The following is a 14726-nucleotide window of genomic DNA, read 5'->3' as shown; positions in this document are numbered from 1 at the left end:
TGGCGCGCTACCATGGCGGCGATGTCCTTCGCCGCCGACCGCGCCTCCGCTCGTGACGCCGGCGCGCGGCCCGAGCTCGCGCCCGCGTGGGTCCACGCTCGCGGCGCGCTCGACGTGAGCGCGCCGCGAGTGATGGCGATCGTCAACGTCACGCCCGACAGCTTCTTCGACGGCGGCAACCTGCTCGCGCCCGAGACCGACGATCCCAGCGTCAGCGTGGCGGCGCGGCTGTGCCGGTCGTATCGCCAGCAGGGCGCCGACATCCTCGACGTCGGCGGCGAGTCGACGCGGCCCGGCGCGACGCCGGTGGCGCCGGACGTCGAGCTGCGCCGCGTGCTGCCGGTGATCCGCGGGCTCGTGGCCGATCCGGAGCTGGCCGGCGTGCCCATCAGCGTCGACACGCGTCACGCCTCGGTCGCGGCGGCGGCGATGGCGGCCGGCGCGGCGATCATCAACGACGTCAGCGGCCTCGCCGACTTCGACATGGCGCGCGTGGCCGCCGACAGCGGAGCCGGCCTCGTGATCGGTCACCTGCGGGGCGAACCGGCGACGATGATGCGGGACATCCGGTTCGAGCGCGTGCTCGTCGAGGTCGCGGCCGAGCTCGGACGCGCGGTCGAGCGGGCGCTGCGAGCCGGCGTCGCCGCCGATCGGATCGCCGTCGATCCCGGCATCGGCTTCGGCAAGACCGCCGAGCACAGCGCGGCGCTGGTCGGCGCCGCCGACTACCTGATGCGAGAGACAGGTTGTCCGGTGCTCGTCGGCGCCAGCCGCAAGGCGTTCCTCGGGGTCGTCGGCGGGCGCCCGCGGCCGGTCGAGGAGCGGCTGATCGGCAGCGTGGTGGCGGCGGTGATGGCGGCGCTCGGCGGCGCGGCGATCGTGCGGGTCCACGACGTCGCGGCGACGGCCGAGGCGCTGCGGGTGGCCTGGGCGATCCGCAACGCCTCGGCGGCGGCGCGCAGCGAGGCGGAGGAGGTCGAGCGGGGGCGATGGTGACGCCGCGGGACTTCATCGAGGCGCTGACGTGGCGCGACGGGCTCGACTTCGGGATCCTGCTGATCCTGGTCTACGCGGCGCTGCGCCTGCTCCAAGGGACACGTGCGGTGCCGGTGCTGCTGTCGGTCGCGGTGTTCGGGGGCATCGCCGCCGCCGCCAGCGCGCTCGACATGGTCGCGGTGGCGGCGCTGGTCCGCTACTTCCTCGAGTACGTCATCATCATCCTCATCGTCGTGTTCCATCAGGAGCTGCGGCGGATCCTGCTGCACATGGGCCAGCGGCTGCTGCCGCAGGGGCACCGCGACGCGGCCCGCAGCGCCGTCAGCGAGCTGGTGGTGGCGGTCGAGCGGCTGCACCGCGCCCGGCTCGGCGCGCTGTTCATCCTCCAGGGCGAGATCGACGTCCTCGACGTCGTCAGCGACCGCGGCCGTGAGATCGACGCGTCGCTGCACGCCGACACGCTGGTGGCGCTGCTGATCCCGTACTCGATCAACCTCACCCACGACGGAGCGGTGTTGATTCAGAACCTGCGGATCGCCCGCGCCGGCGTGATCTGCCCGCTGACCCAGCGCGACCGGCTCGACCCGGCGTTCGGCACGCGTCACCGGGGAGCCATCGGCGTCAGCGAGGAGAGCGACGCGCTGGTCGTCGTGCTCAGCGAGGAGCGCGGCGAGATCCGCACCGTCCATCGCGGCGCGATCTCCGATCCGCTGACGCCCGAGCAGCTCGAGGAGCGGATCTCTCGCTGGCTCGAGCAGCCGCGCGCCGAGGCGTCGCGGCCGGCGCCGCCGAGCGAGAGCCTGGCGGTCGCCAAGGGCGCGGCCCGCAGCTACATGGACCTGCGCAAGGCCAGCGAGAGCGCCACCGACATGCGCCGGCGCGGCAAGGAGGGCGCGGCCGACGAGAAGTGGAACGACAACGACTTCCTGCATGCGCCGTCGGTGACCGACTTCTCGCCGGCCGCGCGCAAGGGAGGTGAGGGGTGACGCGCGCGCTTCGGTGGCTCTACGGGGCCCTGTTCAACCATCTGCTGACCAAGCTGACGGCGCTCGTGCTCGCCAGCGGGTTCTTCATCTTCACCCGCGACGACGTCACGCGGCGCTTCACGATCCCGCTCAAGGTCAACACCGATCCGCGGCGCGTGCTGCTGACGAAGCTGCCGGAGACGGTGACGGTCGAGCTGCACGGCTCGTGGGCGCGGATGAACCGCCTGTCGAGCCACGACCTCGGCAGCGCCCAGCTCGACCTCACGGGCGCACGGCCGGGCCCGCTCGAGCTCGACCCGGCGACGATCGTGATGCCGCCCGGGGTGATCTTCCGCGGCATGGACTACGAGAAGGTCGACCTGCGCTTCGACCCGGTGATCGAGCGCGCGGTGCTGATCAGCGCCGCGGTGCGCGGGCTGGTCCACCCCGACTACGAGCACACTGGCACGCGCGTCGACCCGCCGCGCTGGCGCGTCCACGGCGGCAGCAGGATCGTCGGCGAGCTGGCCAACCTCAACACCGACCCGATCGACGTCAGCGGAGCCACGGCCGACGTCGAGATGGTGGTGGGCCTCGGACAGCTGCGCGAGGGCGCGGAGTACACCGGCGTGGCCCCGGGCGAAGTGCCGAAGGTGACGGTGTCGGTGGCGATCCGGCCGAAGGTCAGCGAGCGTCGCTACGAGGTCCCGCTGACCTGGCCCGTCGACCAGGAACCGCCGCACGGGGCGCCGCTCAAGGTCGCGGCGGTGGTGCGCGGGCCGCTGCCGTCGCTGCGACAGATCGACGCGATCCCGAGCGCGGTGGTAGCGACGGTGCAGCTGCAAAAGCCGCAGGAGGACGCGCCGGCCGGCGCGGTGCTGGTCGATCTCGGGCTGTCGGAGGCGGTGCCTCCGGCGCTGCGGGCCAACCTGACCTTGGAGCCAGCTCAGGAGCGCATCATCCTTCCGCCTTCGCCCGCCGAAAAGCCGCTGGACGGCGCTGGTCGCGGCCATTAATAAGGGCGCATGGCGAACGAGCGTCGGTTGTTCGGCACCGACGGGATCCGCGGCCCCGCGGGTGTCCCGCCGATGACTCCTGAGATCGCGTTGCGGCTGGGGATGGCCGTGGCGGCCCACTTCGGTCGGCGCGGCAGCGTCGTCATCGGCAAGGACACGCGCCTGTCGGGCTACATGTTCGAGACGGCGCTGGCCGCCGGGGTGTGCGCGATCGGGGCCGAGGTGCTGCTGGTCGGGCCGCTGCCGACCCCGGGCATCGCCTACATCACGCGCTCGATGCGGGCCGACGCCGGCGTCGTGATCTCGGCCAGTCACAACCCGTTCGCCGACAACGGCATCAAGCTGTTCGCGGCCGACGGCTTCAAGCTGCCCGACGACGTCGAGGCGCACCTCGAGCAGTTGATGGAGCCCGGAGCCGTCGACGAGCGGGTCGCTCGCGGCCGCGACATCGGCAAGGCGGCGCGCATCGACGACGCGGCCGGTCGCTACCTCACTCACCTCAAGCAGAGCTTCCCGTCGTCGCTCGCGCTCGACGGCCTCAAGATCGTGGTCGACTGCGCGCACGGGGCCGCTTACAAGGTGGCGCCGACCGTGCTGCGCGAGCTGGGCGCGACGGTGATCCCGATCGGCACGAGCCCCGACGGCGTCAACATCAACGACGCGTGCGGGGCGGTGCACCCGCAGGCGATGTGCCGCGCGGTGGTCGAGCACGGGGCCGACCTCGGGATCGCGCTCGACGGCGACGCCGACCGCGTGGTCTTCAGCGACGCCCGCGGCGCGGTGGTCGACGGCGACGCCATCCTGGCCGTGTGCGCGCTCGACATGCACGCTCGCGGGGCGCTGCGCGGGGCCGCGGTGGTGGCGACGGTGATGTCCAACATGGGCCTGTCGCGCTGCCTGGCCGGCAGCGGGATCGGGGTGGTCCGCACGCCGGTCGGCGATCGCTACGTCGTCGAGGCGATGGTCCAGGGCAGCTACAACCTCGGCGGCGAGCAGTCGGGTCACGTGGTCTTCCTCGACCACGGGACCACCGGCGACGGCATGGTCGCGGCCCTGCAGGTGCTGGCGATCATGCAGCGCAGCGGCCGCTCGCTGGCCGACCTGGCCGGGGTGATGACGCGCTACCCGCAGCTGCTCAAGGCGATCCCGGTCGCGCGCAAGGTCCCGCTCGACCTGCTGCCGGAGCTCGGCGCGGTGGTGCGCGGGGCGGAGGCCGAGCTCGGCGACGACGGCCGCGTGCTGGTCCGCTACTCCGGCACCGAGGCCAGCCTGCGCGTGATGCTCGAGGGCCCGGACCTGGCGCGGCTCGAGGAGCTGGCCGGCCGGATCGGCGAGGTCGCGCGGCGCGAGCTCGCGGCGCCGTAGCGAAGCATGTCTCAAGAGGCATGCTCTGAAGGGCATGACGATTCGGGCATGCTCGATAGGGCATGTCCGCAAGACCACCTCGGCGCCGGCGACCGACGCGGCTCGCGGCCCCCGAAAGCACGCGCCGCGCGGGCGGCCCGGAGGCTCACCCGCGCGGCGTGTCGTCGAGCTTCAGACCTTGAGGTTCGGCAGCGGGCCGACGCCGTCGTCGCCGAAGCCGTCGATCGGCACGCCGAACATCTCGGCGATCGAGATGAACAGGTTGCCGAGCGGCGGGGTCTCGCCGTACTTCACGTGGCGGCCGGGCGTGATGTGGCCGCCGGCGCGGCCTGCCAGCAGCACCGGCAGGTTGTTGTGGTTGTGGGCGTTGCCGTCGCTGATCTCGGACGACAGGAACACCACGCAGTTGTCGAGCAGCGTGCCCTCGCCCTCGGGCGAGTTCTTGAGCTTCTGCAGCAGCTTGGCGAACTGGACCATCTCCCAGCGATCGATGATCTCGAGCTTGGCGAAGTTGTCCGGGTTGTCCATGTGGTGCGAGATCTCGTGGTGCGCCCCGGGAGCGCCGATGAACGAGTAGTCGCGGTAGCTGCCGGCGTTCTCGAGCATGAAGGTGATGATGCGGGTCTGGTCGCACTGGAAGGCCAGCACCATCAGCTCGGTCATCAGGTCGACGTGCGTCGTGAAGTCGGGGTAGGCGCCCGAGAACATCGCCGGCAGCGAGCACACCGGGTCGGTGTTCTCGTCGGTGAGGCGCTTCTCGAGGTCGCGCAGGCCGGTGAGGTACTGGTCGAGCTTGTCGCGGTCGGTCTTGCCGAGCTTGGTCTGGAGCGCCTCGACCTGGCCGGTGGCGTAGTCGATGACGCTGATCCGGTTGGCGCGCCGCTTGGCCTGCTCCTCGGCGGTCGCCTCGGGGTCGAAGCCGGAGAACAGCAGGTCGAAGATGACCTGCGGGTCGTACAGCTTCGGCAGCGGGGTCTTGGCGTCGGCCCACGAGATGTTGCTGGTGTAGGCGCAGCTGTAGCCGCTGTCGCAGTTGCCCATGGTCGCGCCGTTGGCGGTCCCGAACTGCAGCGAGCGGTGCGGCGTAGCGTCGCCGATGGCGTTGGCGATCACCTGGTCGATCGAGATGTCGTTGTTGATGTCGGTCTCGGACTTGGTGACGTGGGTGCAGGTCAAGAACGCCGAGGTGCCGCCCGCGTGGTCGCCCGGGCCCTCGGGCTTGGCGGGCAGGTTCTGCAGGCCGGTCAGGACCAGGATGTCGCCCTTGAGGTCGACCATGGCCTGCGGGTCGACCAGCGGCGCGAGGATCGGCGTGATCTCGAAGCCCGGACCCTCGGTCGCGGGCGTCCAGGACTGCATGTGGATCCCGTTCGGGAGGTAGTAGAAGAGGGCGCGCAGGGGCGGGGGCTCGGGGTCGGCCCCGCGGGCCCGCCGGGCGACGGGCGCCATCGCCTCCAGCCAGGGCAGGGCGATCAGGGCACCAGCCCCGCCCAGGAGGGTACGGCGCGAGAGAGAGAAGCGACGCGGCATCGTGATGTCTCCGGAGAATGGGGTGGTGAGGTTCACATCGCGGGGTCGCCGCGGCGCATGCGGAACGGCTCGCTGGTGACGAGCGAGACGACGAGGTCGGAGAAGCGACGGTCGTTGGCCGAGAAGGTCTCGGTGACGTCGTCGAGGTACGGGATGTCCTTCAGCCCGACGGCCCGGCCGAGCGCGTAGATGAAGGTCTTGCGGGCGACGCAGCGCAGGAAGTCGGGCTCGGCGGCGATCAGCGTCTGCATCTCGAGGCCGTCGGCGAACGGCTTGCCGTTGGGCAGGGTGCCCGAGGCGTCGATCGGCAGGCCGTTGTCGAGGTCGCGCCAGGCGCCGAGCGGGTCGTAGTGCTCGAGGCCGAAGCCGAGCGGGTCCATGGTGACGTGACAGCTGATGCACTCGGGCTTCTCGCGGTGCGCCTCGAGGATCTCGCGCTGCGTCTTGCCCTCGACCGGGTTCAGCTTGGTGTCGACGCCGGGCGGCGGCGGCGGCGGGACCTGACACAGCAGGCTCTCGAGCACCCACTTGCCGCGCTTGACCGGCGAGGTGTGGTCGGCGTGCGAGAGCACCGTCATCAGGCCGGCCTTGTTGAGGATGCCCTGGAACGGCAGCTCGCCGAAGTCGACCGGGGTGAACTCGGCGCCGAACTGGCCCTCGATGCCGTAGTGCTGCGCGAGCGTGGCGTCGACGAAGGTGTCGGTGGCCGTCAGCATCTCGAGCATGTCGCGGTCTTCGGAGAAGAACGCCTCGGCGAACAGGCGCATCTCGGTCCGCATCGACTCGCGCATGGCGTCGTTCCACTGCGGGAACAGGGCCACGTCCTTGAAGGCGACGGCGATGTTGCGGATGAGCCACCACTGACCGGCGAAATTGTCGATCAGCGCGCGGGCGCGGTCGTCGGCGAGCATGCGCCGGGCCTGGGTCTCGAGCACCTCCGGGTCCTGCAGGGTGCCGGCGGCCGCGGCGGCGAACAGCTCGTCGTCGGGCATGCTGCTCCACAGGAAGTACGACAGGCGCGAGGCCAGCTCGTAGTCGCTGAGCGGGTGCGGCGTGAGGTCGGTCGGCGCCGGGTCGAGCTCGACGCGGTAGATGAAGTAGGGCGAGACCAGCACGGCCTGCAGGGCGACCCGGAGGCCCGACTCCCAGGTGTCGCCGGCCCCCTTGGCGTCGGCGATGAACTTCATCAGCGCGTCGAGCTCGGCGCCGGTGACCGGGCGTCGCCAGGCGCGCTCGGTGAACTTGGTCAAGATCTCGCGCAGACAGACCTCTTCACCGTCGACGTTCGGGTCGCACACCATGATGCGCGTGCGCAGCGGGTTGTCGCCGTCGGGCAGGTCGATCGGGCCCTCGACCTTGAACCAGTCGACCAGCAGGTTGCGGTCGGCCATGTTCGGCTCGTCGTAGTAGTCGTTGGTGAACTCGACGGCGAACTTGTGGACGCCGGCGGTGGCGTCGATCGTGATCTCGTAGACCTGGGCGCCGTTCTTCACCGCCTCGACGTCGAACATCGCCACCGGCGCCCCGTCGACGGTGAGGTTCATGTGCGGCAGGTCGGGCCCGGCCTGCTGGCCCCACACGCGGGCGCTGAACTTGTACTGGCCGTCGTAGGGCAGCTCGATGGTCTGGTACACCTCGCCGTTGATGTTGAGGTTCCACGCGTCACCGGCCGCGCCGCCGCCCGAGGCGAGCGCGTCCTCGGCCTCGATCTGCCAGGTGCCCGGGTCGGTGATCGGGATCTCCATCGCCTCGAGGATCAGACCTTCGGCGGCCCGCTCATAGAGCTCGGCCTGCAGCGGCGAGGTGCTGAGGACGTCGGAGATGTTGTCGAAGCCGAGGCCGAAGTCGTCGGCCGGGAAGCTGTCCGCGGGCCGCTGCGCGGTGCCGAGGAGGTCCTTGACCGTGTTGTTGTACTCGGTGCGGTTGAGCCGGTGGACGGTCACGCGCCCGGGGTCGGCTTCGTCGCCGCCCTCGGTCGGATCGCCGGCGGTCGGGTCGTCGGTCTCGCCCGCGGTGCCCTCGGTGGGCCCGCCGGTCGGCGACGTCATCGTGTTACCAGCCGTGGCCGGCTCGTCGGTGTCGTTGGCGGTCGGGCTGCCGGGACAGGCGGCCAACCACACGAGCCCGAGCGCGGCCCCGAACCAGGGGCGGTGCGTTTGCCTCGTCATCAGAGCCTCAATCGGGCAAGGCCCGCCGGCTGTCAACTGACGCCGAGAGCCCGCACCCTCGCCGTCACAAACCACGCGCGATCGCGTCGCAAAACCCCCGGGCCCGCCTGATCGAGGGGTCGGCCTTGCACGGGTACGGGGCCCACGAGTACCTTGAAGGGCATATGTTACGCGCTTGTAGACGGTGGGGGTTGGCGACACGAGCGATTGTTTTTGCGCACCTGATCAGCGGCTGCTTCGCCGTCAAGATCGACACGACGGACACGCTCTCGACCTCCATCACGACCGATACGCTTACCGACACGATCACCGACACGCTGCCGACGTCGATCACGACGCCGACGACGATCGATCCGCCGACGACGATCGATCCGACCGACACCGGGCCGACGACGACGATCGATCCGACCGATACGGACCCGACGATCACCGATCCGACCTTCACGACGATCTTCACCGACCCGACGATCGGGCCGACGACGGTGACGGTGACGGTGACGACCGAGCCACCCGCGGACTGCGGCAACGGGATCGTCGAGGACGGCGAGGAGTGCGACGACGGCAACTCCTCCGACACCGACGACTGTCCGACGACCTGCAAGAGCGCCGTCTGCGGCGACGGCTTCGTCCGCGCCGGCGCCGAGGTGTGCGACGACAAGATCAACGACAACTCGTACGAGGGCTGCGCGCCTGGCTGCTCGGCGCTGGGGCCCCGCTGCGGCGACAGCGTGCTGCAGGCGGCGGAGGGCGAGCTGTGCGACGACGGCAACCAGACCGCGGGCGACGGCTGCAACGCGTGCTTGACCGAGAACCTGCCGGGCGAGTGCGGGCAGGCGGTGGCGCTGGCGCAGCCGGGTCGCAACGTGGCGTCGCAGGTGGACGAGGTCGAGTGCGACCTCGACCTGCCGGCCGAGGGCCGGTGGTCGCGCTTCGTCGGCTCGGCCGGCTCGCGCATGCCCACCACCGCGCCGCCGCAGTTCTCGTGCGGGACGCACGCGCCCGGCTGGCTCAACGGCTCCGAGCCGGCCCCGGCCGACGGGGTGGTGGCGCGCGAGATCTGCTTCCACTGGGAAGACGAGACGTGCCACTTCAAGGCGCCGATCGCGGTGCAGAACTGCGGGCCGTTCATCATGTACCGCCTGCCGGCGCCGCCGACCTGCGCGCTGCGCTACTGCGGGGTCGACTGAGGCGACGGCGCCGGGGTGGGCCGGGCCGGCTCGGCGCGTCGGGGTCGCTCCAGGGAGGCCAGGCTAACCCGTGCGAGTGGGGGCGGCGCGGTCTGGACCGCCGGGTTCGCGGGGGCGATGCGCCGCCGACCGACCGGCGGCGCAGCTCCGGAGCGCGAGGGCGCGGTCGCTCCGTCCCGTGCGCGATTGGACATGCCCATACGCGCATGTCCGATCACGCATGCCCGATCGCGCATGTCCTGCTGGACATCGCGCGCCGGGGCGCCGGCCGGGCCGCGGTTCCGGGCGGGAGGCGCTCGCGGCCTACTACGTCACCTGGCGCAGGCCGAGGACGACGATCGTCAACCAGCCGGCGAGCAGGCACAGGCCGCCCAGCGGGGTGACGGCGCCGAGGACCCGCGGGCCGCCGAGGGTGATGGCGTAGAGGGTGCCGGAGAAGATGGCGATGCCGGCGACGAACAGCGACATGGCGACGCCGTGGAGGCCGGTCGGCTCGCCGCGGGCGGACAGGGTGAGGGCCCACAGCGCGACGGCCAGCAGGACGACGGCGTGCAGCTGCTGGTAGTGCGCGCCGGTGTGCCAGATCTCGAGCTCGCGCGGGCCGACGCGGTCGCGCAGGCCGTGGGCGCCGAACGCCCCGGCGGCGACGCCGAGGAAGCCGAGGAGGCCGGCGAGGATGATACCTGTCTTTGCGGTCATGGTGACTCCGTGGGCAAGGCCGTCGGCAAGGCCGCGATCTCGGCCTCGAGCCAGCTGCGGAAGTTGAGCTCGCGGCCGTCGGGCAGGCGGACGAAGTAGGAGCGGCCGCCGAAGAAGGTGCGGCTGCCGATCTGGTCGAGCCAGTCGGACAGCTCGTCGAGGCCGCGGCCGAGCCAGCGCGACTTGGTCTCGAGCATGGCGGCGAAGTCGAAGCCGCTGTAGCGCTTGCGGCTGCCGTCGGACGTGACGGACACGAAGTCGTAGTCGCTGGCGCGGACGAGGGCGATCGCGGCGCGCACGGGCGGCGAGATCACGGCCTCCTCGGCGGCCCGCCGCTCGGCGTCGCTTTCCTTCTTCTTCTCGCGCTCGACGTGGCGGTCGGAGGCGTTGCGCAGGAAGGACTGGAACTTCTCGTCGCAAGCGGGCCCGGCGGCGGCGACCACGGCGACCGCGAGGGCCAGCGCACGCGGCGAGACCGGCCGCTGGCGGGCGGTCGCAGGCGCGGAAGGGGCGGCGCGGCGCGTCACGCCTGGTAGGCTACCACGCACCGTGCAGTCCCACGCGAGCGACGACCTCTTCGAGCGCGCCTGGCAACGCGACCCCACGCTGGTGCCGCTGGCCGAGCGCATGCGGCCGCGCCGCCTCGACGAGGTGGTGGGGCAGACGCACTTGCTCGGGCCGGGGAAGATCTTGCGCCGGATCGCCGACACCGGGCGGGTGCCGAGCCTGATCTTGTGGGGGCCCCCGGGGACGGGCAAGACGACGCTGGCGCGGCTGCTGGCCGAGCACACCCAGAGCGCGTTCTGCGTGCTGTCGGCGACCTCGGCCGGGGCCCGCGAGCTGCGCGAGGTGGTCGAGGCCGCGCGCCGGCGCCGGGCCCACGAGGGCCGCGGGACGCTGCTGTTCGTCGACGAGATCCACCGCTTCAACAAGGCCCAGCAGGACATCCTCTTGCCGCACATCGAGGCGGGGGTGTGCTCGCTGGTCGGGGCGACCACCGAGAACCCGAGCTTCGAGGTCAACGCGGCGCTGCTGAGCCGGGTGCGGGTGCTGCAACTGCGGCCGATCGAGGTCCGCGACCTGGTGGCGCTGCTGCGGCGCGCGCTCACCGACGAGGAGCGCGGGCTCGGAGCGCGCAAGCTCGAGGCCGAGGACGGGCTGCTCGCGGCGATCGCCCACACCGCCCAGGGCGACGCCCGGCGCGCGCTCGGGACGCTCGAGCTGGCGGTCGACCTGGTGCCCGAGGGCGAGACGCGGCTCAGCCGCGAGGTCGCGCAGCAGGCCGTCGGCGGCCGCGCGCTGCGCTACGACAAGGCCGGCGAGGAGCACTACAACGTCGTCTCGGCCTTCATCAAGAGCATGCGGGCGAGCGACGCCGACGCGGCGGTGTACTGGCTGGCGCGCATGCTCGAGGCCGGCGAGGACGTCGACTTCGTGGCCCGGCGGATCGTGATCTTCGCCGCCGAAGACGTCGGCAACGCCGAGCCGCAGGCGCTTCCAGTGGCGGTGGCCGCGGCCCAGGCGGCCCACCAGATCGGCATGCCCGAGGCCGTGCTGCCGCTGACGCAGGCGGCGCTGTTCCTGGCCCTGGCGCCGAAGAGCAACACGGCGCTGACGGCCTACGCCAACGCGCGCAAGGACGTGCTGCGCGCCGGCAGCCTCGAGGTGCCGCTGGCGGTGCGCAACGCCGTGACGCCGCTGATGCGCGAGGCGCAGTACGGGGTCGGCTACAAGTACCCGCACGACTTCGAGGGCGGGGTGGTCCCGGGCAACGAGAGTTATCTGCCGGAGGCACTGCGAGGGCAGCGCTACGCCCACCCGGGGCCGCGCGGGTGGGAGGCGGCCGCGTGGGCGCGCCTGCAGCAGCTGCGCGAAGGGACAGGCGGAAGCGAGGAGCCCGAGCCCGCCGGGGAGTGACGGGGGCTGCGTCTGGCAGTCCGAAGCGGCAGGCGGGCGGCGTTGCAGCTGTCCGGAGGGGCAGGCCGCGGAGGTTGCGGCTGTCTGGATGGACAGGTGCGAAGATGTCTGTCCGGAGGGACAGGCCGGTAGAGGTCATGGCTGTCCGGAGGGACAGGCGAGCAGAGGCCGTGGCTGTCCGGAGGGACAGGTGAAAAGGTCGCAGAGGCTCGAAGGAACAGCTCGTGGCGGCGGCTGTCCCCGAGGACAGCTCGCCGTCTCGCCCTCAAGCGCGGCCGCGCAGCCGCCCGGCCAGCGCCTGGCACTGCGGGGCCAGCTCGAGCACCGCCGTCGTCTCCCACAGCTGCGGCCGGCGCAGGCTGCCGACGGCGTGCAGCCAGGTCGAGGCGTGGCCGTGCGCGTCGAGGACCGCCCCGTCGTCGGCCACGCGCGCGCCGAGCGGCTCGGGCACCAGCAGGCCGCGCGCGATCAGGGCGCGCAGCAGCGGGTCCTCGCCGTCGCGCGGGTCGGGCGCGGGGCCCGTGGCGTTGAGCAGCGCCTCCACGCGCAGGTGGACGCGGGCCGAGCCGCCGCGCGGGCGGATCGTCGCCGCGATCGCGTCTGTCCCGAGGGACATGTCCTCGACGCGCCCGGCGTGGACGTGCAGCCGCCCGGCCGCGCGCAGCTCGGCGATCGCGGCGGCGGTCGCCGGGGCGGCGCGGTGGCGGTGGGCCTCCCAGTAGACCCGCAGGTGACGGACGAACCGCTCGCGCTCGCACGCCGGCCAGCAGCGCCAGATCGCCTGCGTCACCGGGCGCAGGTCGGCGAGCACGTCGCGCCAGTCGCCGCCGCGGGCCGCCTCGGTGCGGGCGGCCGCCCGCAGCGCGTGCAGGGCTCCGCGGGCGGTGGCCGGCCAGTCCGCGTACGCGGGAGGATGCGGGTCGGGCGGGCGGGCCGGGTCGCGGTGGGCCTGTGGCAACAGGCCGTGGCGCGAGAGCAGGTGGATCGGGCCGCGGTGGCCGGCGCCGTCGAGCCCGAGCGCGAGGTCGAGCGCCGACAGACCTGTCCCGAAGACCAGCACCGCTGCGGCCGGCGCGATCGCGGGGCCCGGCGCGCTCCAGGGGTCGTGGACGTAGCGCGGATCGGCGCGGACGCGGGCGTCGAGGCCGGCGGGCAGGCGCGGCGGCAGGTTGCCGGGGGCGAGGACGACGTGGTCGGCGAACAGCCGCGACCCGTCGGCCAGCGCGAGGGCGGCCGGCCCGGCCGCAGGCGGCTCGACGTCGACGACATGTCCGGTGAGACATGTGACGCCGGCCTCTACGGCGGCGACGAGCTGGCGCAAGTAGTCGCCGTAGAGGCCGCGCGGCAAGAAGCTGCCGCCGGTGACGGCGGGGTCGCGCGCGCGGGCCCAGCGGACGAAGTGCTCCGGGTCGTCGGCGAGCGCGCTCATCCGCCCGGCCGGGGTGTTGAGGAGGTGGCGGGGGTCGGCTGTCCGATAGGCCAGGCCCGGGCCGAACTCGCCGCGCCCGTCGATGAGGATCACGCGCGGGCCGCCGGCGCGGGCGAGGTGCCAGGCGAGGGCCGCGCCGCAGAAGCCCGCGCCGACGACGGCGACTGCGGGCGCGGACGCGGACGGCATCTTGCGAGCCTAGTGCCCGGGCCGCGCGGCATCAACGGGGCCGCGCCGGCCGCGTCCGCGCGGGAGGTCGCGCGGCGCCGGCGACAAGGGAGGTGACAAGCGCGCGCGCCGGTGCTATCCGCGCGGCATGGCCGCCCGCCTCAGCGTCAACGTCAACAAGGTCGCGACCCTCCGCAACGCCCGCGGCGGCGATGTCCCGAGCGTGATCGCGGCGGTGCGGACGATCGTGGCGGCCGGGGCGCCGGGGATCACGATCCACCCGCGCGCCGACGAGCGGCACATCCGGGCCGCCGACGCGCGGGCGATCGCGGCCGAGCTGGCGCCGCTGCGCCAGCAGATCGAGTTTAACATCGAGGGCGACCCGCGGCCCGACCTGCTGGCGATGGTCGAGGAGCTGCGGCCGCACCAGTGCACCCTGGTGCCGGTGCGGCCCGGCGAGATCACGAGCCAGGCCGGGTGGCCGACCGACACCTCGCGCGCCGAGCTCGGCGCGATCACGGCCCGCCTGCACGGGCTCGGCGTCCGGGTGTCGCTGTTCATCGAGGCCGACGTCGAGGCGGTCCGCTGGGCCGCGGACGTCGGCGCGCAGCGGATCGAGCTGTACACCGAGCCGTACGCGCGGGCCTTCGCCGCCGGCCGCGGCGAGGCCGAGCTGGCCCGCTTCGCCGCCGCCGCCGCGCTGGCGCACGAGCTCGGGCTCGGGATCAACGCCGGCCACGACCTCGACCTCGACAACCTGCCGCTGTTCAGCCGCCTGCCGCACCTCGACGAGGTCTCGATCGGCCACGCCCTGATCAGCCACGCGCTGTTCGTCGGCCTCGACCGGGCCGTCCGCGACTACCTGGCTGCCCTGACCGAGTAGCTCGCTGTCCGGGTGGACATGTCTCTATGGACATGTCCATGGAGACAGCCATGCCCCGGCGCCCGGGAGCGCGCGTGCGCCCGCGCTCGCGGGCGGACGTCGACGGGCGGCCGGCCCTGCGGTATCCCAGAGGGGTGCGGGTGCTGCTGTGCCAGTGCAACACGGTCTTCGAGCACGAGGTGATCGCCTGCGTGCGCCGCGGGGCCCGGACCGTCGAGGAGGTCGGCGACGACTGCGAGGCCGGCACCGGCTGCGGCAGCTGTCGCGGGGCGATCAAGACCATCCTCGAGGAGGAGGCGCAGAAGCGGCGCGCCGGTCGCGACGGCGGCGCGCCTGAGGCGCTGTTCCAGCTACCGCTGTTCAAGACGCGAAAAGATTAGTGCCCCCGCACCGCAATTGCGGT

Annotated in this window: 13 protein-coding genes; 8 read left to right on the top strand and 5 right to left on the bottom strand. The window is 72.7% G+C overall.

What is annotated here, in order from left to right; translation table 11 throughout:
* Positions 1-21 precede the first annotated feature (21 nt).
* Genes folP through glmM form a run of 4 tightly spaced genes read left to right on the top strand, consistent with a single transcriptional unit; the run spans position 22 to position 4342 of the window.
* Entirely contained in the window at positions 22-996 is a 975-nt protein-coding gene (gene folP, locus NAEX_RS02290) for a dihydropteroate synthase (RefSeq protein WP_096333494.1), read from the top strand.
* The gene (locus NAEX_RS02285; RefSeq protein WP_096325880.1) at positions 990-1982 is read left to right on the top strand and encodes a diadenylate cyclase; all 993 of its coding nucleotides are present in this window, start codon (positions 990-992) and stop codon (positions 1980-1982) included. The genes folP and NAEX_RS02285 overlap by 7 nt, the downstream gene beginning before the upstream one ends.
* A complete protein-coding gene (locus tag NAEX_RS02280) occupies positions 1979-2977 on the top strand; it encodes a YbbR-like domain-containing protein (RefSeq protein WP_096325879.1) in 999 nt (332 codons plus the stop codon). Before NAEX_RS02285 ends, NAEX_RS02280 begins: the two co-directional genes overlap by 4 nt.
* Before the next feature lie 9 nt (positions 2978-2986).
* Complete coding sequence (gene glmM, locus NAEX_RS02275) at positions 2987-4342, top strand: phosphoglucosamine mutase (protein ID WP_096325878.1); 1356 nt, start codon at positions 2987-2989, stop codon at positions 4340-4342.
* Between the two features lie 171 nt (positions 4343-4513).
* Here the strand turns inward: glmM and NAEX_RS02270 are convergent, their stop codons facing one another.
* The gene (locus NAEX_RS02270) at positions 4514-5791 is read right to left on the bottom strand and encodes a DUF1552 domain-containing protein (RefSeq protein WP_245913586.1); all 1278 of its coding nucleotides are present in this window, start codon (positions 5789-5791) and stop codon (positions 4514-4516) included.
* A gap of 113 nt (positions 5792-5904) precedes the next feature.
* Entirely contained in the window at positions 5905-8040 is a 2136-nt protein-coding gene (locus NAEX_RS02265) for a DUF1592 domain-containing protein (protein WP_096325877.1), read from the bottom strand.
* A gap of 191 nt (positions 8041-8231) precedes the next feature.
* Between NAEX_RS02265 and NAEX_RS51920 the strand changes: the two genes are divergently transcribed.
* Positions 8232-9227, top strand: a complete 996-nt coding sequence (locus NAEX_RS51920; RefSeq protein WP_245913585.1) for a DUF4215 domain-containing protein — start codon at positions 8232-8234, stop codon at positions 9225-9227.
* A 306-nt stretch (positions 9228-9533) separates the two neighbouring features.
* Here the strand turns inward: NAEX_RS51920 and NAEX_RS02255 are convergent, their stop codons facing one another.
* Entirely contained in the window at positions 9534-9926 is a 393-nt protein-coding gene (locus NAEX_RS02255; protein WP_096325876.1) for a DUF423 domain-containing protein, read from the bottom strand.
* Positions 9923-10453, bottom strand: coding sequence for a YfeK family protein (locus NAEX_RS02250; protein ID WP_096325875.1), 531 nt, complete (start codon positions 10451-10453; stop codon positions 9923-9925). The genes NAEX_RS02255 and NAEX_RS02250 overlap by 4 nt, the downstream gene beginning before the upstream one ends.
* Positions 10454-10475: 22 nt before the next feature.
* Between NAEX_RS02250 and NAEX_RS02245 the strand changes: the two genes are divergently transcribed.
* Positions 10476-11843, top strand: a complete 1368-nt coding sequence (locus tag NAEX_RS02245; protein ID WP_245913583.1) for a replication-associated recombination protein A — start codon at positions 10476-10478, stop codon at positions 11841-11843.
* A gap of 265 nt (positions 11844-12108) precedes the next feature.
* Here NAEX_RS02245 and NAEX_RS02240 read toward each other — a convergent pair whose 3' ends face one another.
* Positions 12109-13461 (bottom strand): FAD/NAD(P)-binding protein, encoded by a 1353-nt coding sequence (locus NAEX_RS02240; protein ID WP_096325874.1) that lies wholly within the window; start codon positions 13459-13461, stop codon positions 12109-12111.
* 127 nt (positions 13462-13588) lie between these two features.
* Here NAEX_RS02240 and NAEX_RS02235 point away from each other — a divergent pair, with 127 nt between their 5' ends.
* Together NAEX_RS02235 and NAEX_RS02230 are read left to right on the top strand one after the other, a co-directional pair.
* Positions 13589-14323 (top strand): pyridoxine 5'-phosphate synthase, encoded by a 735-nt coding sequence (locus tag NAEX_RS02235; RefSeq protein ID WP_096325873.1) that lies wholly within the window; start codon positions 13589-13591, stop codon positions 14321-14323.
* Positions 14324-14355: 32 nt separating this feature from the next.
* Positions 14356-14703, top strand: coding sequence for a (2Fe-2S)-binding protein (locus NAEX_RS02230; protein WP_211302341.1), 348 nt, complete (start codon positions 14356-14358; stop codon positions 14701-14703).
* Positions 14704-14726: the final 23 nt, after the last annotated feature.

Origin of the sequence: Nannocystis exedens (assembly GCF_002343915.1) — a bacterium.
Classification (GTDB): Bacteria; Myxococcota_A; Polyangia; order Nannocystales; family Nannocystaceae; genus Nannocystis; species Nannocystis exedens.
This window is presented reverse-complemented; position numbering and strand designations above follow the sequence as displayed.